The sequence below is a fragment of the Streptomyces sp. NPDC060049 genome (assembly GCF_042736715.1).
Classification (GTDB): Bacteria; Actinomycetota; Actinomycetes; order Streptomycetales; family Streptomycetaceae; genus Streptomyces.
Genome location: NZ_JBHWVV010000001.1, coordinates 519,742 through 541,369, shown reverse-complemented (window position 1 = coordinate 541,369; position 21,628 = coordinate 519,742). Strand labels below are relative to the sequence as shown.

The following is a 21,628-nucleotide window of genomic DNA, read 5'->3' as shown; positions in this document are numbered from 1 at the left end:
CACCGGATCCCCTGGGTGGAGGGGAGGGTCCCCGGGGCCGGTCCGCCCCCCGGACGGGGGGAGCGGACCGGTGGTCCCGGGGGTCAGGATCAGCCGAGCGTCGCGATGACTTCGCGGACCTTGGCGTTGATCTCGGCCGGGATCGGGGCGTAGCCGTTCTCGGCCAGGACCTTCTGGCCCGCGTCGGACGCGGCGTAGTTCAGGAAGGACTTCACGGTCGGGAGCGTCTCGGCCTTGTTGCCCTTGTCGCAGACGACCTCGTAGGTCACCAGGACGATCGGGTAGGCGCCCTCGGCCTTGGTGGCGTAGTCGAGCTTGAGCGCCAGGTCGGAGCCGGTGCCGGAGATCTTGGCGGCGGCGATGGCCTTGGAGGCGTTCTCGCCGGTGGCCTTCACCGCAGTGGCGGCGCCCGTGTTCACGTCCACGGTCTTGATGCTCTGCGAGGAGGCGTAGGAGAGCTCGAAGTAGCCGATCGCGCCGTCGACGGCCTTGACCTGGGAGGCGACACCGGAGGAGCCGGAGGCGGCCTGGCCACCGGGGGCCGGCCACTTCTTCGCGGCCTCGTACGTCCAGGCCTCGGGAGCGGCGGCCTTGAGGTACTTGCCCAGGTTCTCGGTGGTGCCCGAGTCCTCGGAGCGGTGGAACGCCTGGATCGCGGTGGAGGGGAGCGTGACGCCGGGGTTCAGCTTCTTGATCGCCTCGTCGTCCCACTTCTTGATCTTGTCGTTGAAGATGTTGGCGATCGTGGTGGCGTCGAGGGTCAGCTTGTCCACGCCGGCGACGTTGAAGCCGAGGGCGATCGGGCCGCCGACCATCGGCAGGTCGATGCCCTGGCCGCCGGTGCAGATCTTCTTCGACTCCTCGACGGCGTCGGGCTTCAGCGCGGAGTCCGAACCGGCGAAGCCGACGGTGCCCTGGTTGAAGGCGACGATGCCCTCACCGGAGGAGGACGACTTGTAGTTCACCTCGACGCCGGAGCAGGCCGCCATGTAGTTCTTGATCCACAGGTCGACCGCGTTCTTCTGCGCGGAGGAGCCGGAGGCGAGGAGCTTGCCCTTGGCGCCCTCGCACTTGATGTCGCTCGGGGCGGCGGACGGCTTGCCGGAGGCGGTCCCGTCGGTCTTCGTGTTGTCGTCCGAGCCGCACGCCGTGAGGACCAGGGCACCGGACACGACGAGGGCCCCGAGGGCGGAGGCGCGGAGCCGGGTCTTGCGCTGAAGCTTCACTTTCGGGTGTTTCCTTCCAGAAGCCGCCGGCCGCTTTCGGTCATCGGGGCGGCGTGCGAAGAGGACTACGTCGGTTGCCCGGAGGAGCCGCTCGCCTCGGCGGCGACTCGCCCTTGCGTCTATGAAGTTAGGCAGATCAGGTGAAGCGGCCGACCGGGGTAAGTGAACGGATGGTGAACCGTGGCGGGCGGGGTGGTGAGGTGCCGCGGGGCGCGCGGTGGGCGTCATCTTCCGTTATCCCGCCGTTACCGTCGCGTGACAGCCGCCGCCGTCGGTGCGGGGCCGTCGCCGGGGGCCTGCCCCCGGGCCCCCGCACCTCAAACGCCGGAGGGGCGGGAGGGTCGCCTCACACGCCGGCGGGGCGGGGTGCGGCCGGGTGGGAATCGGCCAGTCTCCAGATGTGGTGGAACGTGGCGCGGGAGGCTTCGACCTCGTGGCGCTGGTCCGCGTGCAGGACGCCCAGGGCGTAGGCCGTGGCGGGTGCGATGCGCGGGGTGCGGGCAGCCGTGGACGAGGCGGCGGCGGCCTCGGCGGCGTCCCGGTGGCGGTCCAGGGCCTCGCCCGCGGCGGCCAGCCGGGCGACGTCCTCGCCCAGCGCCTCGCGTGCGTAGCGGTGGACCCGCAGGAGGCGGCGCACCTCGTTCCACGGTCCGTCGTGGTCCGCGTTGTACGGGTGGGAGGGGCGCGGGGACGGGAGCGAGGCCACGGCCGTGGACAGGCGGGATTCGGCCACCGCCGCCAGCGGGCTCAGGACGTCGCCCGCCGGGCCCCGGGCCGCGATCGGCTCCAGCGGGACCTCGGAGGCCAGTACCGCCACCGCGTCGGCGACCGCGTGGAAGCGGGAGGAGCCCAGCGCGTGGAGGGTCGCCGAGTGGGCCCGGGTGCGCGAGAGGGTCAGCTGGCGCTCCAGCAGGGCGCCCGCGCGCGCCGAACCCACGGCCAAGGAGCCGGCGCCGGCGCGCGGGGCCGGGGCCGGGGGTTCGGGGGTTCCGGTGAGCCGGTGCAGGGCGTCCATCAGCCGGGCCAGCCGGGCGGCGTACGCGTGCTCGTCGGCCAGCGTCGAGGAGAGCCAGAGCAGCTCGGTGCGCAGCGAGTCCGCCCAGGAGGAGTCGGCGACCGGGCGGAAGGTGGCCAGCGAGGCGGAGATCCGGCGCGCGGCCCCCCGCAGGGCGCGCGCCGCCTCGCCGCCTCCGGCGGGCCCGGCGGGGGCGCCCTCGTCGTGCAGGCGCAGCGCGCGCAGGAAGGCGGTGGCCTGCGCGCGCAGGTACGTACCGAGTACGTCGCCCGCCATCAGGTCATGGTTTGGCTGCACGCCGGCGCCTCCGGGCGTCTATGAGCATTTCCTGTACGTGCCGCAGCGGCTGGCCCTCGCCGTCCGTGCTGTGCCGGGTCCATTCGCCGTCCGGGCCCAGGTGCCAGGAGGAGGTGGCGTCGGACATCCCGGTTTCCAGCAGTCGGTCCAGTGCGGCGCGGTGGGCGGGGTCGGCGACCCTGACCAGTGCCTCGATACGGCGGTCGAGGTTGCGGTGCATCATGTCGGCGCTGCCGATGTACACCTCGGGTTCGCCGCCGTTGCCGAAGGCGAAGACCCGGGAGTGCTCCAGGAAGCGGCCGAGGATCGAGCGGACCCGGATGTTGTCCGAGAGCCCGGTGACTCCGGGGCGGATCGCGCAGATGCCGCGGACCCAGATGTCGATGGGCACGCCCGCCTGCGAGGCCCGGTAGAGGGAGTCGATGAGCGCCTCGTCGACGATCGAGTTCATCTTCAGGCGCACGTACGCGGGGCGGCCGGCCCTGTGGTGGGCGGCCTCCTTGTCGATCCGGGAGATCAGGCCGTCGCGCAGCGAGCGCGGGGCGACCAGCAGCCGGCGGTAGGTCTCGCGGCGCGAGTAGCCGGACAGCCGGTTGAAGAGGTCGGAGAGGTCCGCGCCGACCTGGGAGTCGGCGGTGAGCAGGCCGAGGTCCTCGTAGAGCCGTGCCGTCTTGGGGTGGTAGTTGCCGGTGCCGACGTGGGAGTAGCGGCGCAGCGTGTCGCCCTCCTGGCGGACGACGAGCGACAGCTTGCAGTGGGTCTTCAGGCCCACGAGGCCGTAGACGACGTGGCAGCCGGACTCCTCCAGCTTGCGCGCCCACTTGATGTTGGCCTGCTCGTCGAAGCGGGCCTTGATCTCGACGAGTACGAGGACCTGCTTGCCGGATTCCGCGGCGTCGATCAGGGCGTCCACGATCGGGGAGTCGCCGGAGGTCCGGTACAGCGTCTGCTTGATCGCCAGGACGTCCGGGTCCGCGGCGGCCTGCTCCAGGAAGGCCTGTACGGAGGTGGAGAAGGAGTCGTAGGGGTGGTGCAGCAGCACGTCCCGTTCGCGCAGCGCGGCGAAGATGTCCGGCGCGGACGCGGACTCGACCTCGGCGAGGTCGCGGTGCGTGCCGGCGACGAACTTCGGGAACTTCAGCTCGGGCCGGTCCAGCGAGGCGATCCCGAAGAGCGCGGTCAGGTCCAGGGGACCGGGCAGCGGGTACACCTCGGAGGGGTTGACCTTCAGCTCCTGTACGAGGAGGTCCAGGACGCCGGGGTCGATGGACTCTTCGACCTCCAAGCGCACCGGCGGGCCGAAGCGGCGCCGCATGAGCTCCTTCTCCAGGGCCTGGAGGAGGTTCTCGGCGTCGTCCTCCTCGACCTCCAGGTCCTCGTTGCGCGTCACGCGGAACATGTGGTGCGCGAGCACCTCCATGCCGGGGAACAGCTCCTCCAGGTGCGCGGCGATGACGTCCTCCAGCGGGACGTAGCGCTGCGGGGAGGCCTCCAGGAAGCGGGAGAGGAGCGGCGGGACCTTGACGCGGGCGAAGTGGCGGTGGCCGCTCACGGGATTGCGCACGACCACGGCCAGGTTCAGGGACAGCCCGGAGATGTACGGGAACGGGTGCGCGGGGTCCACGGCCAGCGGGGTGAGCACGGGGAAGATCTGGTTGCGGAACAGGGTGAAGAGTCGAGCCTGCTCCTTCTCGGTGAGGTCGGGCCACCGGATGAGGTGGACGCCCTCCTCGGCGAGCTGGGGGGAGATGTCCTGCTGGAAGCAGGCGGCGTGGCGGGCCATGAGCTCGCGCGAGCGGGTCCAGATCAGGTCGAGGACCTCGCGGGGCTGGAGGCCTGAGGCCGAACGGGTGGCGACGCCGGTCGCGATGCGGCGCTTGAGGCCGGCGACGCGGACCATGAAGAACTCGTCGAGGTTGCTCGCGAAGATCGCCAGGAAGTTCGCCCGCTCCAGGAGCGGGGTGGCCGGATCCTCGGCGAGCTCGAGCACCCGCTCGTTGAAGGCGAGCCAGCTGCGCTCCCGGTCGAGGAAGCGGCCCGCGGGCAGTTCCCCGGCGTCCCCGTCCTCGTAGGCGTCCAGGTCCGCGTCGATGTCCGGTTCCAGATCGACGTGAGGGCGGTGGGCCGCTATGGAGCCGAGGCGAGCGTGCGCACCGCTGGCGGCGCGCGAGGCGACGGCTTCCGCGGACGCCGCGGACGCGTGGGACGGCTGCTGCGCGGGGACCTCGGTGGGGCCGGCGCCGGGCTTGTGGCTCATGACTCCATTCTTCCGCGCACGGGGCAGGACCGGCGCGTCGGAAGTGTCGGCGGTCAATCGGAGGCGGGGCTGCATGCGATCAGCTTCGCGAGCGGGCGTTAATGCCCGGTGAATGGCGTGTGGCTTCCCGGATGTGGCTGGTGCACGATCCGTCCCGGGCGGGGCGATCCGTCCCGGGCGGGGGCGGATCCGTCGGGCGGGGCGCGGGGGCCGGGCCCGGCGCGGGGGGCGCCGGGCCGGTGCGACGCCGTCGCGGGGGCGCTGTCCCCGGGTCCCCGCGCCTCGGACGCCGGCGGGGCTGGAATCGGCCGGGGTGCTGCGCCCCGGCTCCCGCGCCTCAGACGCCGGCGGGCGGATTCGGCCGGGGTGCTGCCCCGGGCTGCGCTCCCCAGACGCCGGCGGGCTGGATTCGGCCGGGGGCGTCAGCTTTCCGTGCGGTACATCAGGTCGATCTCGTGGGTGGTGAAGCCGAGGCCCTCGTAGACGGCGAGGGCCGCCGGGTTGTCGGCGTCCACGTAGAGCATGGCGGTGGGCAGGCCGCTCTCCGCCAGGTGGCGCAGGCCGATCGCGGTGAGGGCCTTGCCGAGGCCGCCGCCCTGGGCTCCGGGGCGGACGCCGACGACGTAGACCTCGCCGAGTCGCTGTTCGGCGTGCACCTTCGTCCAGTGGAAGCCGACGAGTTCGCCGTCGCGCTCGGCGAGGAAGAAGCCCTTGGCGTCGAACCAGGGCTGCGCGAGGCGGTCGTCGAGGTCCCGCTGGGTGAGCGAGCCCTGCTCGGGGTGGTGGGCGAACGCGGCGGCGTTGGCGGCCAGCCAGGCGGTGTCGTCGGCGCCGGGCACGAAGGTCCGTACGGTGACGCCGGGCGGCAGGACCGGCTCGGGCAGCGGGGCGGAGTCCGCGCCGAGCGGGCGGCGCAGCTGGCGCAGTTCGCGGAACAGGGTCAGGCCGAGGACCTGCGCGAGGTGGCGGGCCGCGGACTTGCCGCCGTGCGCCCACACCCGGATCCGCTTGCCGGAGGCGGCCAGCAGGGCGCTGCCCAGCGCCCGGCCGTGTCCGCGCCCGCGCATCGAGGGGTGTACGACGAGTTCGGCGGCGGGGGCCTCCACCGGGTCGGTGTCCTCCAGTTGACCGTATCCGGCGAGGCGGCCCTTCTCGGTGAGCAGGAAGTGGCGGATCCCCTCGCGCGGGCCGCCGCGCAGCTGGAGGCGGCCCTGCTCGGACACGGCGGTGGTGCCGTCGCTGCGGGCCGCTTCGCCGATCAGGGCGAGGACGGAGTCGGCCTGTTCCTGCGTCAGTTCGTCGAGGGTCTCGATCCGGCGTCCCGGCTCCAGGGCCGCTGCTGCGTCGTCAGTCATGGGTCGAGCCTACGACCACGGCGGGGGCCTGTCCGGGTACGGGCGCGGCGGCATCGCGCGAGCGGCCGCGACGGGCTCCGGTCGCTCGCGTGTAACCAGCTCGATACCCGGTACCCCCTGTCGCGCTACGCGCGTTGACTCTAGGCTTCGGCAGACCTCCCAAGATGTATCGCTGTCCGCAAAGGGGACTAAATGTCAGCGACGCCACAACGGCACCGCCGAGCCCGCCGGTTGACCCTCACCGCCCTCGCCGTCACGACGGCGGCCGGTGCGGTGGTCGCCGCCGCCCTTCCGGCCGGAGCCGCGAGTGGTGGCGGTGGCGGCCGGGACCACGGCCGCACCGTCGACGTACAGATGCTGTCGTTCAACGACCTGCACGGCACGCTGGAGCCCCCGCAGGGCTCCTCGGGCACCGTGAGCGAGCGTCAGGCCGACGGCACCACCAAAGCCATACCCGCGGGCGGGGTCGAGTACCTGGCGACCGGCCTGCGCGAGGCCCGCAAGGGCCACCCGTACTCCGTCACCGCGGCGGCCGGCGACATGATCGGCGCCAGTCCGATGGTGTCCGGCCTGTTCCACGACGAGCCGACCGTCGAGGCGCTCAACGACCTCGGGCTGGACGTCAGCAGCGTCGGCAACCACGAGTTCGACGAGGGCAAGGCCGAGCTGCGCCGCATGCAGTACGGCGGCTGCCACGAGGTCGAGGGCTGCTTCGAGTACGGCAAGACCTTCGAGGGCGCGGACTTCAAGTACCTCGCGGCGAACGTCGTCGAGGACAAGACGAAGCGTCCGATGATGAGCCCCACCTTCGTGTGGAAGAAGGGGGACGTGAAGATCGGCTTCATCGGCGTCACCCTGGAGGGCACTCCCGACGTCGTGACCGCCGAGGGCGTCAAGGGCCTCAGCTTCGGCGACGAGGTCGAGACGATCAACAAGTACGCCGAGCAGCTGAACAAGCAGGGCGTGAAGTCGATCGTGGCCCTGGTCCACGAGGGCGGCCTGCCCGCGAGCGGCGCGTACAACTACGACTGTGACGTGCCCGGCGCCGGCGCCGGCGTCTCCGGTGCCATCGTCGACATCGCGAAGAACGTCTCGCCGAAGGTCGACGCCCTGGTCACCGGCCACACGCACCAGGCGTACGCCTGCAACATCCCCGACCCCGCGGGCAACCCGCGCACGGTCACCTCGGCCGCCTCCTACGGCCGGCTGTTCACGGACACCACCCTCACGTACGACCGCAAGACCAAGGACATCGTCCGTACGCCGGTCCGCTCGCCGAAGCCGGTCCAGAAGGTCGTCAACCGGGACCAGCCCAAGGCCCCGGACCTGACGGCGCTGATCCAGCGCTGGAACGCGCTGGCCGCGCCGATCGCGAGCCGTCCGATGGGCTACATCTCCGGGGACATCCCGGGCCGCGGCTCGGCCGAGTACGAGAAGCCGCTCGGCGACGTGATCGCCGACGCGCAGCTGGAGGCGCTGGCCCCGGCCGCGAAGGGCGGCGCGCAGATCGCCATCATGAACCCGGGCGGCATCCGCGCCGACCTGGCCTTCAAGGCGGCGGGCGCCGAGGGCGACGGTGTGGTGACCTACGGGGAGTCGTACACGGTCCAGCCGTTCACCAACATGATGAACGTCGTCGACCTGACCGGCGCCCAGTTGGTCACCGCGCTCCAGCAGCAGGTCAGCGGTCCGGTCAACGGCCCGAGCCCGAAGATCCTGCAGATCTCCAAGGGCCTGACCTACACCCTGGACACCACCAAGGCGGGCGCCGAGCGCATCGTCGTGGACTCGGTGAAGCTGAACGGTGCGGCGATCGACCCCGCCAAGACCTACCGGGTCGCGATGAACGAGTTCCTCGCGGGCGGCGGTGACGGCTTCACCGTGCTGAAGGAGCACAAGAACAAGCTGGTCGGCGCGTCCGACCTGGACTGCTTCAACGCCTACCTGACCGCGCACTCCTCGGCGGCCGCGCCGCTGGCGCCGCCGGCGGCGGACCGGATCACGGTCGTCAAGTAACACCCTTTTCCCCTGGGGGCGGCGGGCCATCGGCCCGCCGCCCCTTCGGCGTTCACACGAGGGTGGTCAGGAAGGCGCGGACCGCCCGGGCGAAGCCCTCCGGGTCCTGGGAGGGCACGAAGTGCTCGGTGTCGAGGGCGGCGTACGAGGTCCCGGGGCGGCGGGCGACCATCGCCTCGGCCTGCTCCCGGGGGAGGACCTCGCTGCGCAGCCCGTGGATGAGGAGAGCCGGGCAGTCGCTGGCGAGCCAGACGTCCCAGCGCGAGCCTTCGCCCGCGGCGAGGGTGGCCAGGGTGGCCTGCGGGTCGAAGGGGAGGCGCCAGCCGTGCCCGCCGGGCAGCGGGCGCAGGCTCTGGGCGTAGGCGGGGCCCAGCGTGGGGCCGAGGGCGGCGAGCAGCTCCTCGCGGGTGGGCGCGGTGTACGGCAGGCCGTGCAGGAAGTCCCACGGGCCCGGGCTCGCGAGGGCCTGGGGCGGGGATTCCACGGGGGCGTCGACGTTGACCAGGGCGCCGACCAGGTCGGGCCGGGCGGCGGCGAGGTGGTAGGCGTTGATCCCGCCGAGGGAGAAGCCGAGGACGGGCACCGGGCCGCCGGGGGCGAGGTGTTCCAGGAGGGCGGCGGCGTCGCGGACGTAGCCCTCGCGGCCGTACTCGGGGGCGGGGTCGGAGTCGCCGTGGCCGCGCTGGTCGGGGGCGACGACCCGCCACGCGTCGCCGAGGGCGGTGGCCAGGCCGATGAAGTGCGCGCCCTCGGAGAGGCCGCCGTGGAGGGCGAGGAGCGGGCGGCCGGGGCCGCCGAAGTCCAGGTAGGACAGGGTGCGGTCGTCGATCTTCAGCTCGTGGCGCATGGCGGTGCTCTCCCCTGGGTGCGGTCGTGAGTGCGGTCGTCGGTGCGGTCGGTGGGCCGGTCATCAGCCTGCCACCGGTTGGGCAACCGCGCAATACGTTTGTGTAGGGCGCTTGCCCAAAAGGCTGCGCACGGCCCGCCCGCTCCACCACTGCCCGTCCCTCGCCCGCATCCCTCGCCCGCACCGGGGCGCGGATACGATCCGGACATGGGAAATCGCGAGGACCTGCTGGCCGGAGCCCGGCGCTGCCTGGAGGAGAAGGGCTACCTGCGGACCACCGTGCGCGACATCGCGACGGCGTCGAACGTGAGCATGGCCGCGATCGGCTACCACTTCGGCTCGCGTGACGCGCTGCTCAACCAGGCGCTGTTCGCGGCCATGGACGAGTGGGCCGCCGGTTCCGGCCGGCTGGCGGGGCCGGGCGACACGGCGCGGGAGCGCTACGCCGCCACCTGGGACCGCAAGATCCGCGACTTCGCCGACACGCGCTGGCTGTGGACCGCCTCCGTCGAGGCCTTCGTGCACGCGCAGTCCTCGCCGGAGCTGCTCGCGATCCTGGCCGAGGGCCAGCGTCAGAGCCGGCGCATGGTGGCCGCGCACCTGCGGGGGGTGCCCGAGGACGCGGTCGCGGAGGAGGACGTACGGTCCCTCGGGTCGGTGCACCTCGCACTGCTCACCGGCGTGATGGTGCAGTGCCTGACCGACCCGGAGCACGCGCCCGACGGCAGGGAGATCGCCCAAGGACTGCGCGCCCTGGCGGAGTTGCTCGAAAGCTGAAGCCTACCCATGGGTAGTAATGCCGGGCTCCGCGCGCCATAATCCCGCCACCAACGGGTCGGCAAAGGGGCGGGCATGGGCGTGGACACGGGTACGGGTGCGGGGCGCGGCGCGGGGCTGGGGCGGCGGGGATTCCTCGCCGGAGCAGCGGCCGTCGGGGCCGGTGTGGCCTGGGGGGCGGGGGCCGCGACGGCGTCCGCACAGGCGCTGTCGACCCGCGACTGGATGGCCGGGCTCGCCGACTCCACCGCCCTGCAGCGGATGACCATCCCCGGCACCCACGACTCCGGCGCCCGCCAGGGCGGCCTCTACGTCGCCTGCCAGAACACCTCCATCGCCGAGCAGCTCGACTCCGGGATCCGCTTCCTCGACGTCCGCTGCCGGGTGACCGGCGGATCCTTCGCCATCCACCACGGCGCGTTCTTCCAGAACCTCATGTTCGGCGACGTCCTCGCCGCCTGCTGGAACTTCCTCGCCGCACACCCCTCCGAGACCGTCCTGATGCGGCTCAAGCAGGAGTACTCCGAGGAGGGCGACGCCACTTTCCGCGCCGTCTTCGACGACTACCTCGACAACCGGGGCTGGCGTCCGCTGTTCAAGATCGCCGACGCGCTTCCCACCCTCGGGCAGGCCCGCGGGAAGGTGCTCCTGCTCCCCGACAACGGCGGCCTGCCCGGCGGCCTGCGCTACGGCGACGGCAACGTCTTCGACATCCAGGACGATTACATGGCCGAGCCCTTCGCCAAGCGCGGGAAGATCGAGAACCACTTCCGCAAGGCCGTCGCCCAGCCCGGCAGGTTCTTCATGAACTACACCAGCACGTCCGCGGCCCTGCCGCCCCGCTGGAACTCCGACCGGCTCAACCCGCAGGTGCACGCCTTCGTCGACGGCTCGGAGCCGGCCGGCCGCACCGGGCTCGGGATCGTCCCGATGGACTTCCCCAACACCCGCTCCGGCCTCGTCGCCTCACTCATCCGGCACAACTGACGGCTGCGCCGGGGGCGGTGGCGTCGGCGCGCCGGGGATGCGGAGCACCGCCTCCGCGCCCGGGCCGCCGCCGGCCGGCGCCCGCAGTTCGGCCGTGCCGCCCGCGCGCAGCACCGTACGGGCCACGATCGACAGGCCGAGGCCGCTGCCGGGGAGGGCGCGGGCCGAGGGGGAGCGCCAGAACCTCTCGAAGACGTGCGGGAGGTCGTCGGCGGGGATGCCGGGCCCGTGGTCCCGTACGGTCAGCTCGCCCGCCCGCAGCGAGACGGTGACGGCGCCGCCCGGCGGGCTGAACTTCACCGCGTTGTCGAGGACGTTGACCACGGCGCGCTCCAGGGCCGCCGCCTCGCCGCGTACGTACCAGGGCGCCAGGTCCGAGGTGAACTCCAGCTCCGGACCGCGCAGCCGGGCCCGGGACAGCGCGGCGCCCGTGATCTCGTGGAGGGCCACCACGCCGAGGGGGCCGGGCGAGGCCGCGTCCGGGCGGGACAGCTCCTGCAGGTCGCCGATCAGCGAGGCCAGTTCCGTCATCTGGGCCTTGACCGACGCCAGCAGTTCCCTGCGGTCCTCGGGCGGGATGGCCCGGCCGGTCTGCTCGCTGCGCGCGAGCAGTTCGACATTGGTGCGCAGCGAGGTGAGCGGGGTGCGCAGCTCGTGGCCGGCGTCCGCGATCAGCTGGGCCTGGCGCTCCTGCGAGGAGGCGAGCGCGGCCGTCATCGAGTTGAAGGAGCGCGACAGGCGGGCGATCTCGTCGTCGCCCTCGTCGGGGATCCGCACGGTCAGGTCCTCGGTGCGGGCGATGTGCTCGACGGCGCCGGTCAGTTCGTCGACCGGGCGCAGCCCCGTACGGGCCACCCACAGGCCGGCGGCTCCGGCGCCGAGGACACCGACGCCGCAGACGAAGAGGAGGACCCAGGCCAGGGTGGACAGCGGCTCGTCGATGTCGGAGAGGGGCTTGGCCACCGAGATCGCCGCGTTCTGTACGTCCGGCCCGGAGGTCAGCTCCACGGGCTGGGTGTAGATGCGCACGGCGGTGCCGTCCGTGGTCTTCCCGTCGTACAGGATCGCCCCGCGCTGTCTCTTGGCCACCTGGAGGTCGTAGTCGGTGACCGGCAGGGTGTTCTTTCCGTCGACCCAGCAGCGCCCGCCCGTCGGCAGCACGATCTGCACCTGGGCGCTCAGGTTGTTCTCGAAGGGGCCGGGCACCTCCTCCTGGCAGCGGATCCGCTTCAGCGTCTGGTTCGCCTGGGCCCCGGCGTTGGTGGAGCGCAGCGAACTGTTCAGCTGGTCGTTCAGCTGGGTGCGGACCATGAACCAGCTCACACTGGCGACGGCCGTGACGGCCACCGCCACCGCGACCGTGACCAGCAGCGCGAGGCGAGAGCGCAGGGGGAGGGCGCGGAATCCGGCGACCGGGTTCACTCGGGTCCGCTCTCGCCGGCGCGCAGTACGTAACCCACCCCGCGCACGGTGTGCACCACACGGGGTTCGCCCCCGGCCTCGGTCTTGCGGCGCAGGTACATCACGTACACGTCCAGGGAGTTGGAGCTCGGCTCGAAGTCGAAGCCCCACACGGTCTTGAGGATCTGCTCGCGGGTCAGGACCTGGCGCGGGTGCGCGAGGAACATCTCCAGCAGGGTGAACTCCGTCCGGGTCAGCTCCACCGGGCGCCCCGCGCGGGTGACCTCGCGGGTGGCGAGGTCCATGCGCAGGTCGCCGAAGGTCAGGGCGTCGGTGTCCTCGGGGTGGCCGCCCCGGTCGGAGGGGGCGGCGTAGGAGCTGCGGCGCAGCAGCGCGCGGACGCGTGCGAAGAGCTCGTCCAGCTCGAACGGCTTGACCAGGTAGTCGTCGGCGCCGGCGTCGAGTCCGGTGACGCGGTCGCCGACGGTGTCGCGGGCGGTGAGCATGAGGACCGGAGTGGTGCTGCCGGAGGCGCGCAGCCTGCGAGCCGCCGTCAGACCGTCCATCCGGGGCATCTGGATGTCCAGGATGATCAGGTCCGGCGCGTACGAGGCCGCCTTGTCGAGGGCGTCGAGCCCGTCGACGGCGGTCTGCACGCCGTACCCCTCGAAGGCCAGGCTGCGGCGCAGGGCCTCGCGTACGGCCGGTTCGTCGTCGACGACGAGGATGCGCTGCTGGTCGCCTTCGGCGCTCATGTGGGGTCCCCCAGGGTGGTGGTGGTCTTCTACCAGGCTCGCACGGGCGGCCCGGCCTAGTCCGGTGCCCGGGAAGGTGTGCCGACCCGGTGGGCCTTCCCGGGCACAGTGCTAGAAGACGGTTCCGAAGCCGTTGGTGCCGGTGCTGCCCTCGTCGGCGCCGCTGCCGGTGCCGCCCGGGCCGCCCTTGCGGAGGGAGGGCAGGTCGGCCTTGATCGTGTTGACGGGGATGGCGAACCCGAGACCGACGCTGCCCGCGGAGCCGCTGCCGCTGGAGGGGGAGTAGATCGCGGAGGGCATGCCCACGATCTCGCCGCTCAGGTTGACGAGGGCGCCGCCGGAGTTGCCCGGGTTGAGGGAGGCGTCCGTCTGGATGGCCTTGTACGAGGTGGTGTCCGAGCCGGTGTCGCCGTTGAACTGCTTGCCGCCGTAGGAGAAGGGGAAGCCGTCCTGGGGGGACTGCTTCCGCTCCGACTTGGGGACGTTGACCTCGCGGTTCAGCGCGGAGACGATGCCGCTGGTGACCGTGCCGGTGAGGCGGTCGGGGGAGCCGATGGCGACGACCTCGTCGCCGACCTTGACCTTGTCGGAGTCGCCGAGCTTGGCGGGGGTGAGGCCGCCGGCCCCTTCGAGCTTGATGAGGGCGAGGTCCTTGTCCGGGTCCGTGCCGACGGTCCTCGCGGAGTACTTCTTGCCGTCGCTCATCGTCACCTGGATCTTGGTGGCGCCGTCGATGACGTGGTTGTTGGTGACGATCTCGCCGTCGGCGGTGATGACGACGCCGGAGCCGGTGCCCGTGCCGGCGGCGGTGCTGGTGTCGATGCGGACGACGGAGGGGCTGACGTTCTCGGCGACACCGGCGACGGTGCCCGTGTTCGACTGCGAGATGTTGCGGCCGTAGAAGCCGGTGCCGGTGACGGTTCCGCCGTCCAGCAGCTGCTGGACGGCGGCGGCGGTCGCGCCGCCGACGACCGCGGCGGCGAGGGCGACGGCGGTGAGCAGGGCGACCGGGCGCTTGGCCCGGGCGTGGCCCCGGGGGGCGGCCTCGGCGGGCGCGGCCTCGGCGGGCGCGGCCTCGCCCCAGGTGGCCCAGCCGGTGCCGCCGGCCCCGCCGCCGGCGCTCCGCGGGAGGGTCTCGCCGGGGATGACCGGGGGCACGTGCGCCTCGTGCCGGCCCGGGGCCGGGGGGTACGGGGGCGGCGGGGGGAATGCCGCGTCCCGCTCGAGCCGGTCACGACCGCGCTGCCAGTCCTCGCCGAAGGGGGCGGGCTGGGGGCGGCTCTGGGGGTACTCGCCGTACTCGCCGTACTCGCCTTCGCGGCGCAAGTTCTCCGTCATGAGGTGACTGTGTCCGCACTTCATGAGAGCTTCCTGAGTCCACGGTGAGAAGCCCGACAGAACCGTGTATGCCCTATATAAGACCGGACTGGGTCACGCCCCGGCCCGGGCGGCGCCCGGAGGGGGGCGGGCCCGGTTCCGGGAGCGGCGAGATGCGGAGGGGGCGGTTCAGTGGCAGCCGCAGGAGCGGCGGATGACCAGCGCCGAGGGGAACTGCTTCAGGCGTTCGCGGCGGGAGCCGGCCACCCTCAGGGAGTCGTCCAGGACGAGGTCCACCGCCGCCCGGGCCATCGCCGGGCGGTCCGAGGCGATCGTCGTGAGCGGCGGGTCCGTCAGGGCCGCCTCCTTCACGTCGTCGAAGCCGGCGACGGCCAGTTCCCCGGGCACGTCGATGCGGAGCTCGCGCGCGGCCCGCAGCAGGCCGATCGCCTGGTCGTCCGTGGCGCAGAAGATGGCCGGGGGCCGGTCCGGGCCGGCCAGGACCTCCAGGGCGACCTTGTACGCGTCGTAGCGGTTGTACGGGGCCTGGAAGAGCCGGCCCTCCACCGAGCGGCCGGATTCGAGCATCGCCCGGCGCCAGCCCTCGACGTGGTCGGCCACCGGGTCGCCGACCTCCGGCGTGGTCTCGACGCCGCCGAGGCAGGCCACGTACTCGTGGCCGTGCTCCAGCAGGTGCCGGGTGGCGAGCTGCGCGCCGCCGATGTCGTCCGTGACGACCGCGACGTCGTCGATGGCCTCCGGGCGCTCGTGGAGCAGGACGACCCGCGCGTCCCAGGCCTCGATCTCCGAGGCGGCGCGCTCGCTCATGCCCTGGCTGACCAGGATCAGGCCCGATACGCGCATGCCGAGGAAGGCCCGCAGGTAGTGGACCTCGCGCTCGTCGCGGTAGTCGGAGTTGCCGACGAGCACCATCTTCCCGCGCTCGGCGGCGGCCTGTTCGACCGCGTGCGCCATCTCCGCGAAGAACGGCTGGCGGGCGTCGGGAACGATCATGCCTATGAGGTCGGTGCGCCGTGAGGCCATCGCCTGGGCGACCCGGTCCGGGCGGTAGCCCAGCTCCTTGATCGCGGCGAGGACACGCTCGCGCGTGGCCGGGGCAACCGGCCGGGGTCCGTTGTTGATGACGTAGCTCACGACGGCGGTCGAAGTACCCGCAAGTCGTGCCACGTCATCCCGCGTCACCTTGGCCACGCGCGGCAGTCTACGCGGGGTGACCAGCCTCTGGGCAGGGCGTCCCGAGGTGGTCGTTCCCACAGCCTCCCTAGTCCATCCGGGTGAGCGCCGCGGCGGCCTGCGCGGCGGCCTCCGCCGCCGCCTTCGTGGCCGCTTGCGCGGCCGCCTCCGCCGCCGCCCGCTCGACCTTCTCCGGGGTGACGAAGCGGTAGCCGACGTTGCGGACCGTGCCGATCAGGGACTCGTGCTCGGGGCCGAGTTTCGCGCGCAGCCGCCGTACGTGCACGTCGACGGTCCGGGTGCCGCCGAAGTAGTCGTAGCCCCACACCTCCTGCAGCAGCTGGGCACGCGTGAAGACCCGGCCCGGGTGCTGCGCGAGGTACTTGAGCAGCTCGAACTCCTTGAAGGTGAGGTCCAGGACCCGCCCCTTCAGCTTCGCCGAGTACGTCGCCTCGTCGACCGACAGGTCGCCGTTGCGGATCTCCATCGGGGAGTCGTCCGAGCCGAGCTGCTGGCGCCCGGTGGCCAGGCGCAGCCGCGCCTCGACCTCGGCCGGTCCCGCGGTGTCGAGGAGGACGTCGTCGATGCCCCAGTCGGCCGTGACGGCCGCGAGGCCGCCCTCGGTGACGACGAGGATCAGCGGGCAGCCCGGCCCGGTGGAGCGCAGCAGCTGGCACAGCGAGCGCACCTGCGGCAGGTCGCGGCGGCCGTCCACGAGGATCACGTCGGCGCCGGGGGTGTCCACGAGGGCCGGGCCCTCGGCGGGGGCCACCCGCACGTTGTGGAGCAGCAGGCCGAGGGCGGGCAGCACCTCGGTCGAGGGCTGCAGGGCATTGGTCAGGAGCAGGAGGGAGCTCATGCCCCACCACCTGCCCGGGTCGGGCGGTGGTGTGCGTGCGTGTGCGCCTGCACGGTTCGCTGGTCCGTCACGTCGGTTCCTCCTCGGTCCCGTCGAGGACTTTCGCGGCACTGCTTCGTACGACTTGCCTGGTGTCCGCCCGGTCCCCGCGCCCTGAGGTCCGGATGGATACCACTGTTCTCGGTTCGTTCAACGTGTTGAAAGCACAAAAGGACCCGGGGGCTACGTTGCCCGGATCCTCTCGCCAGCAGAATAGCCCACCCGCCCCGGCCGGGCCGAGGCTTCCGAGAAGCCCGCTCTGTGGTGCGCACCACCCGGTGACCTGCTTATGCGCCGGTTTCACCGGATCGGTGGACCGATCGCGGGCCGACCGGGCGCACCCGGGGCGTGCGCGGGCACGCCGGAACCGGGGGCGCGAGGGTTCATGATGGAGGCCGACGGCAGAGCGCCGACGAGAGGAGCGTGCAGTGGCAACCGGAACCATCCGCTACTGGGCGGCGGCGAAGGCCGCGGCCAAGACGGCGGAGGAGCCGTACTCGGCGCGGACACTGGCCGAGGCGCTCGACGCCGTGCGGGAGCGTCACCCCGGGGAGCTGACCCGGGTCCTGCTGCGCTGCTCCTTCCTCGTGAACGAAGAGCCGGTGGGCAAGCGCCCGCACGATCGCGTCGAGCTGACCGAAGGGGGCACCGTCGAGGTGCTCCCGCCGTTCGCGGGCGGGTGAGCGGAGTCCGATGAGCACGCCCGAGGAACAGCAGCGGCAAGAGCCGTACGAGCAGCAGCAAGCGCGGTACCAGGACCAGCAGCCCCCTCAGCCCCAGGAGCAGACCGGGCAGCCGGACCCCTACGGGACCCAGACGTGGCAGTCCTCGACGTGGGACACCTCCTACCAGCCGGTCATGAGCCCGCTCGACGGCGTACCGGCGCAGTACCCGGACCCGTACGCGGCTCCGGCGGAGGTGTGGCCGCAGGAGCCCGCGGCGCAGGCGTACGGGGCGCAGGCGTACGGGGCCGAGGGGTACGGGGCGCAGGCGTACGGGATCGAGGGGTACGGGCCCGAGGGGTACGACGCCGCCGCTCCCGACCCGGGCGCCGCGCCGGCGCCCGCCTACCCGCAGACGGCCGCGCCGGACCACTGGTTCCGCGAGGAGCCCCCGGCCGCCCGGCAGTACGCCGCCGAGCCCCCGGCACCATCGCAGGATCCGGCAGCCGGGCACGGGTGGGGCGGGGACGCGTACGCGCCGATCTCCTACCCCGGCCCGACGGACCCGGCGGGAGCCGGGCAGGTGCGGGAGCCGGCCGTGCCGGAGCACTGGTTCCGCGAGGAGCCCCCGGCCGCCCGGCCGGACGCCGCCCAGCAGTACGCCGCCCGGTCCCAGCCCCCGGAGTGGGCGGATTCGACCGCCTACCTCCCGCCGCAGGCTGCGCCGGACCCGGTGCGGGCAGCGGATGCGGCGCCGGAGCAGGTACCCGGCACGGAGCCCGGGGCACCCGGTCTGCCCGGGACGCCGGGGGCACCCGGGGAGGAGCCCGCCTACTCCCCGCCCACCCTCGCGGGCAACACCCTGCGCGCCGTGGATCCGGCCCAGGCCCGGGCCGAAGGCCGCTCGCCGATCATCGACCCCGGCCCGCAGGCGGCCATACTGACCGCCGCCCTCGGGCTGGTCATCGCGGCGGCCGCGGCCCTGGGCAAGCTCGCGCTGCTCGCGCCCCTCATCGCACTCCAGGGCCTCACCGCGGCCGGCTGGTTCCGGCTGAACGGCATGTGGCCGGCGCGTCAGGGCATCGCACTGGCCTTCGCCGGAGCCGTCGTGGCCGACGTCGCGGTACTCGCGGTGGAGGACGCGTACGGGCCCGGTGCGATCATCGGCACGCTCGGCGCCTGGGTCCTGCTCACGCTGGTGCTCCAGCTGCGCAGCCAGGCGGATCCGGACGAGCGGATCTACGGGCTGATGGCCTCGGTGGCCTCGGCCGCGCTCGCCATCGTCTGCGCCGGCTACCTGGCGGCCGGTCCTGCCGCCGCGAGCGTGGGCGCGGCCGCCGTGGCGGTGGCCGTGTTCGCCCGCGCGCTCCCGCTGCCCACCGTGCCCTCGGTGGGCGTCTCGCTCGCCGCCGCGGCGGGCGGCGGCGTCGCGGTCGGCGGGCTGACGTCCGTCGGTGCGGGCGGTGCGCTGATCGGCCTGGCGGCGGGGGTCTGCGCGCTGATCGGGCTGCGCGTGGCGGCGTACGACTACCCGTCCAAGTTCGTCCACATGACGGCCGGTGTCGCGCTGCCGCTGGCCGCGGCGGCGCCGGCGGTCTACCTGATCGGACGGGTGGTGGGCTGAGGCCCCGCACCCGACTGCCACGCCCCGTGGGCGCCCGGCGTGCGCCCGGCGCCCACCCCGTCGGCATGCTCACGGCAACCAGACGGGCGGTCATGGTCCACTAGAGAGCTCGTTACCGATCGTCTGGGGGTGGGCGCGTGCGCGTCCTGCGTGTCGTTGTGATCATCGGAGTGGTCCTCGGCGGCCTGTTCGTCGGGCTGGACCGCTGGGCGGTCGGCTACGCCGAGAACCGGCTGGCCGACCGGATCCAGGCCCGTCAGGGCCTGCCGGGTGGCGTGGAGGTGGACATCCACGGATTCCCCTTCCTGACGCAGGCCCTCTCCCACGACCTCGACGAGGTGGACCTGAAGGTGGCCGGGCTGGACGTGGCGACCACGGACGGCCGCAAGACGCGCCTGTCCCAACTCGCCGTGACGTTCCGCGGGGTGGAGCTGAACGGCGACTACAGCGGCGGCACCGCCGCGCGTGCCGAGGGCTCGACGCTCATCACGTACGCCGACCTGAGCGCGGCGGCGCAGCCCGGGGTGACGGTCGCCTACGGCGGGGTTCCGGGCAAGGTGAAGGTCGGCGCGAGCGTGGAGCTCCTCGGCAAGACGATCAGCCGCAGCGTGGTGTCGACGATCACGCTCGTCGACGCCAAGGACGCGAAGGGCTCGAAGATCGTCCGGGTGCGCGCGGACGAGGTTCCGGGTGAGGGGCTCCCCGGGATCGAGGGCGCGATCCGCAAGAAGACCGACTTCGACCGGCGTCTCGACGGCGGTCTGCCGTCCGGGGTCCAGCTGACCGCGCTGACCTCCGACGAGGCCGGTGTGCACCTGACGCTGGGCGGTACGGATCTGGCTCTGGCCGGATAGTGAGACGGGTCGGTCCGACCCGCAGATGGCAGGGGCCGCCGCGAGGCCCCGGGGGGCCGCGGCAGAGCCCCGCAGAAGGTGCTGATCCCAGTATTCGGACGATCCTGTCTCGCTATATGACACGGCGGTGACAGGGCGGCCGATTCGTCCCTACGATCCATGGCTATGAAGCATCAGCAGGCGGACCTCACGAAGCGACGGGCAGTAGACCTGTGTCGCGTCGCCGCCATGCTCTGTCGATCCATGTGACGTGTGAGCGCATCCCGCTCCATAGCCGGACGACGGCCTTCCGATTTCCCGTGTGACCACCTATGCCTCCCGCCTTCCTGAAGCCTCCCCGCAACAGGATCCGCAAGGGGCACCTCCCAGCGGTAGCTGGGGGAGCACCCGGAAGCACGCACCCCGCACCACCAGCACCACCCCGCCGCACACTGCCCCGGAGGAGAACACCATGAGCCGCAGCGACGTCCTCGTAGACGCCGACTGGGTCGAGGCCCACCTGAACGACGCGAACGTCGTCATCGTCGAGGTGGACGAGGACACGTCCGCCTACGACAAGAACCACATCACCAACGCCGTGCGGATCGACTGGAAGAGCGACCTCCAGGACCCGGTCCGCCGCGACTTCGTGGACCAGGAGGGCTTCGAGAAGCTCCTCTCCGCCAAGGGCATCTCCAACGACGACACCGTCGTCCTCTACGGCGGCAACAACAACTGGTTCGCGTCCTACGCCTACTGGTACTTCAAGCTCTACGGCCACCAGGACGTCCGCCTGCTCGACGGCGGCCGCAAGAAGTGGGAGCTCGACTCCCGCGACCTGGTCGACGGCACCGAGGTCCCCAACCGCCCGGCCACCCAGTACAAGGCCAAGGCCCAGAACACCTCGATCCGCGCCTTCCGTGACGACGCGGTCGCCGCGATCGGCACGAAGAACCTGGTCGACGTCCGCTCGCCCGACGAGTTCTCCGGCAAGCTGCTCGCGCCGGCGCACCTCCCGCAGGAGCAGTCGCAGCGTCCGGGCCACATCCCGAGCGCCCGCAACATCCCGTGGTCGAAGAACGCCAACGACGACGGCACCTTCAAGTCCGACGAGGAGCTCACCGCCCTCTACGCGGCCGAGCAGGTCGACCTGGCGAAGGACACCATCGCCTACTGCCGCATCGGTGAGCGCTCCGCGCTCACGTGGTTCGTGCTGCACGAGCTCCTGGGCCAGGAGAACGTCAAGAACTACGACGGCTCGTGGACCGAGTACGGCTCGCTGGTCGGCGTGCCGATCGAGCTCGGCGCCAACAAGTAACACCGGGCACGCGACGCCCCGTAGTCATCCCTCTCTAGGACAGGACAGAGAACATGTGTGGAGCACAGATCGGCGGGCCCGACCTCTCGACGCTGAAGCCCGGTGAGACCGCCATCCAGGGCCAGGTCACCAAGGACGGCGAGCCCGTCAGCGGTTACGTCCGCCTGCTGGACTCGACCGGTGAGTTCACCGCGGAGGTCCCGACCTCGGCGACCGGCCAGTTCCGCTTCTACGCGGCCGAGGGCTCCTGGACGCTGCGGGCGCTCGTGCCCGGCGCCCAGGCCGACCGCGCCGTGGTCGTCGCCGAGACCGGCGGCGTGACGGACGTGGCGATCGCGGTCTGAGCACCGCACTCGTGACCGCATGACCGGCCGAAGGGCCGCATCCCCGGGGGTTGGACGCCTCATTTAGCCAGGGTGCGGCCCTTCGTGCCGTTCCGGACCCGTCCGCAGCTGCAGGACCTGCGCGGAAGCGGGGAGCGGCCCTACCCTGGAGGTATGTACGCCCGGCGCCGCCGCGCCTACTTCCTGCTCATGGGCGGATGCCTGTTCCTCTTCGTCTCCGCCTGGTCCTTCGTGCGCCTGCTGTCCGTCGAGGCCGCGGTCGCGCTGTGCGTGGTCGCCATGGTCATCCCGCCGGTCGCCGCGATCGTCGCGAACCGGCGCGGGCCGGACGACCGCTGGTGGGACGACCCCTCGGGCGACGCGAAGTCCGACGAGTGGTGGGACGAACTGGATGGAAAGCGGCACCCCGAGGATTGAAACCCGCTGATATAAAAACGTAATAAGGGTGCGTACAACATCCCCCCGCAGCAAGGTGTCATCTCTGTACGCGGTCAATCGACCCGCG

20 protein-coding genes are annotated in these 21,628 nt (G+C 72.5%); 10 read left to right on the top strand and 10 right to left on the bottom strand.

Going from position 1 to position 21,628, the window contains the following annotated elements; genetic code table 11:
• Window positions 1-89: 89 nt before the first annotated feature.
• The 4 genes from pstS to mshD form a co-directional block, all read right to left on the bottom strand.
• Window positions 90-1,226 carry a phosphate ABC transporter substrate-binding protein PstS gene (gene pstS, locus ACFWBY_RS02525; RefSeq protein ID WP_385330370.1) on the bottom strand — a complete coding sequence of 379 codons (1,137 nt, stop codon included), beginning with the start codon at window positions 1,224-1,226 and terminating at the stop codon, window positions 90-92.
• A gap of 346 nt (window positions 1,227-1,572) precedes the next feature.
• Entirely contained in the window at window positions 1,573-2,517 is a 945-nt protein-coding gene (locus ACFWBY_RS02520) for a CHAD domain-containing protein (RefSeq protein WP_385330855.1), read from the bottom strand.
• A 4-nt stretch (window positions 2,518-2,521) separates the two neighbouring features.
• Window positions 2,522-4,795, bottom strand: coding sequence for an RNA degradosome polyphosphate kinase (locus ACFWBY_RS02515; RefSeq protein ID WP_385330373.1), 2,274 nt, complete (start codon window positions 4,793-4,795; stop codon window positions 2,522-2,524).
• A 422-nt stretch (window positions 4,796-5,217) separates the two neighbouring features.
• The gene (gene mshD / locus ACFWBY_RS02510; RefSeq protein ID WP_385330376.1) at window positions 5,218-6,150 is read right to left on the bottom strand and encodes a mycothiol synthase; all 933 of its coding nucleotides are present in this window, start codon (window positions 6,148-6,150) and stop codon (window positions 5,218-5,220) included.
• A 192-nt stretch (window positions 6,151-6,342) separates the two neighbouring features.
• Between mshD and ACFWBY_RS02505 the strand changes: the two genes are divergently transcribed.
• A complete protein-coding gene (locus ACFWBY_RS02505; protein WP_385330379.1) occupies window positions 6,343-8,166 on the top strand; it encodes a bifunctional metallophosphatase/5'-nucleotidase in 1,824 nt (607 codons plus the stop codon).
• A gap of 52 nt (window positions 8,167-8,218) precedes the next feature.
• Here ACFWBY_RS02505 and ACFWBY_RS02500 read toward each other — a convergent pair whose 3' ends face one another.
• On the bottom strand, window positions 8,219-9,013 hold the full coding sequence (locus tag ACFWBY_RS02500) for an alpha/beta fold hydrolase (protein WP_385330382.1): 795 nt from the start codon (window positions 9,011-9,013) through the stop codon (window positions 8,219-8,221).
• A gap of 207 nt (window positions 9,014-9,220) precedes the next feature.
• Between ACFWBY_RS02500 and ACFWBY_RS02495 the strand changes: the two genes are divergently transcribed.
• Both ACFWBY_RS02495 and ACFWBY_RS02490 read left to right on the top strand, forming a co-directional pair.
• Window positions 9,221-9,790 (top strand): TetR/AcrR family transcriptional regulator, encoded by a 570-nt coding sequence (locus ACFWBY_RS02495; RefSeq protein ID WP_385330385.1) that lies wholly within the window; start codon window positions 9,221-9,223, stop codon window positions 9,788-9,790.
• Window positions 9,791-9,865: 75 nt separating this feature from the next.
• Window positions 9,866-10,777 (top strand): phosphatidylinositol-specific phospholipase C, encoded by a 912-nt coding sequence (locus ACFWBY_RS02490; protein ID WP_385330388.1) that lies wholly within the window; start codon window positions 9,866-9,868, stop codon window positions 10,775-10,777.
• Here the strand turns inward: ACFWBY_RS02490 and ACFWBY_RS02485 are convergent.
• The 5 genes from ACFWBY_RS02485 to ACFWBY_RS02465 all read right to left on the bottom strand — a co-directional run bounded on the left by ACFWBY_RS02485 (window position 10,757) and on the right by ACFWBY_RS02465 (window position 16,303).
• A complete protein-coding gene (locus tag ACFWBY_RS02485; protein ID WP_385330391.1) occupies window positions 10,757-12,199 on the bottom strand; it encodes a sensor histidine kinase in 1,443 nt (480 codons plus the stop codon). The two genes, ACFWBY_RS02490 and ACFWBY_RS02485, sit on opposite strands and share 21 nt — an antisense overlap.
• Complete coding sequence (locus tag ACFWBY_RS02480) at window positions 12,196-12,933, bottom strand: response regulator transcription factor (RefSeq protein ID WP_385330394.1); 738 nt, start codon at window positions 12,931-12,933, stop codon at window positions 12,196-12,198. The genes ACFWBY_RS02485 and ACFWBY_RS02480 overlap by 4 nt, the downstream gene beginning before the upstream one ends.
• A 111-nt stretch (window positions 12,934-13,044) precedes the next feature.
• Complete coding sequence (locus tag ACFWBY_RS02475; protein WP_385409615.1) at window positions 13,045-14,271, bottom strand: S1C family serine protease; 1,227 nt, start codon at window positions 14,269-14,271, stop codon at window positions 13,045-13,047.
• Window positions 14,272-14,439: 168 nt separating this feature from the next.
• Entirely contained in the window at window positions 14,440-15,462 is a 1,023-nt protein-coding gene (locus tag ACFWBY_RS02470; protein ID WP_385330399.1) for a LacI family DNA-binding transcriptional regulator, read from the bottom strand.
• Window positions 15,463-15,532: 70 nt separating this feature from the next.
• Window positions 15,533-16,303, bottom strand: a complete 771-nt coding sequence (locus tag ACFWBY_RS02465) for a response regulator transcription factor (protein ID WP_385330402.1) — start codon at window positions 16,301-16,303, stop codon at window positions 15,533-15,535.
• A 467-nt stretch (window positions 16,304-16,770) separates the two neighbouring features.
• Between ACFWBY_RS02465 and ACFWBY_RS02460 the strand changes: the two genes are divergently transcribed.
• From ACFWBY_RS02460 to ACFWBY_RS02430, 7 genes are all read left to right on the top strand, one after another.
• A complete protein-coding gene (locus ACFWBY_RS02460) occupies window positions 16,771-17,025 on the top strand; it encodes a MoaD/ThiS family protein (protein ID WP_214952240.1) in 255 nt (84 codons plus the stop codon).
• A gap of 10 nt (window positions 17,026-17,035) precedes the next feature.
• Window positions 17,036-18,628 carry a hypothetical protein gene (locus ACFWBY_RS02455; protein ID WP_385330405.1) on the top strand — a complete coding sequence of 531 codons (1,593 nt, stop codon included), beginning with the start codon at window positions 17,036-17,038 and terminating at the stop codon, window positions 18,626-18,628.
• Window positions 18,629-18,765: 137 nt separating this feature from the next.
• Window positions 18,766-19,482, top strand: coding sequence for a DUF2993 domain-containing protein (locus ACFWBY_RS02450; RefSeq protein WP_385330407.1), 717 nt, complete (start codon window positions 18,766-18,768; stop codon window positions 19,480-19,482).
• Between the two features lie 159 nt (window positions 19,483-19,641).
• Entirely contained in the window at window positions 19,642-19,731 is a 90-nt protein-coding gene (locus tag ACFWBY_RS02445) for an Ms5788A family Cys-rich leader peptide (protein ID WP_350875872.1), read from the top strand.
• A gap of 202 nt (window positions 19,732-19,933) precedes the next feature.
• Window positions 19,934-20,779 (top strand): sulfurtransferase, encoded by an 846-nt coding sequence (locus ACFWBY_RS02440; protein WP_385330410.1) that lies wholly within the window; start codon window positions 19,934-19,936, stop codon window positions 20,777-20,779.
• Window positions 20,780-20,832: 53 nt separating this feature from the next.
• Window positions 20,833-21,123 (top strand): DUF1416 domain-containing protein, encoded by a 291-nt coding sequence (locus tag ACFWBY_RS02435; RefSeq protein WP_385330412.1) that lies wholly within the window; start codon window positions 20,833-20,835, stop codon window positions 21,121-21,123.
• Window positions 21,124-21,276: 153 nt separating this feature from the next.
• Window positions 21,277-21,540 carry a DUF3099 domain-containing protein gene (locus ACFWBY_RS02430; protein WP_385330415.1) on the top strand — a complete coding sequence of 88 codons (264 nt, stop codon included), beginning with the start codon at window positions 21,277-21,279 and terminating at the stop codon, window positions 21,538-21,540.
• Window positions 21,541-21,628: the final 88 nt, after the last annotated feature.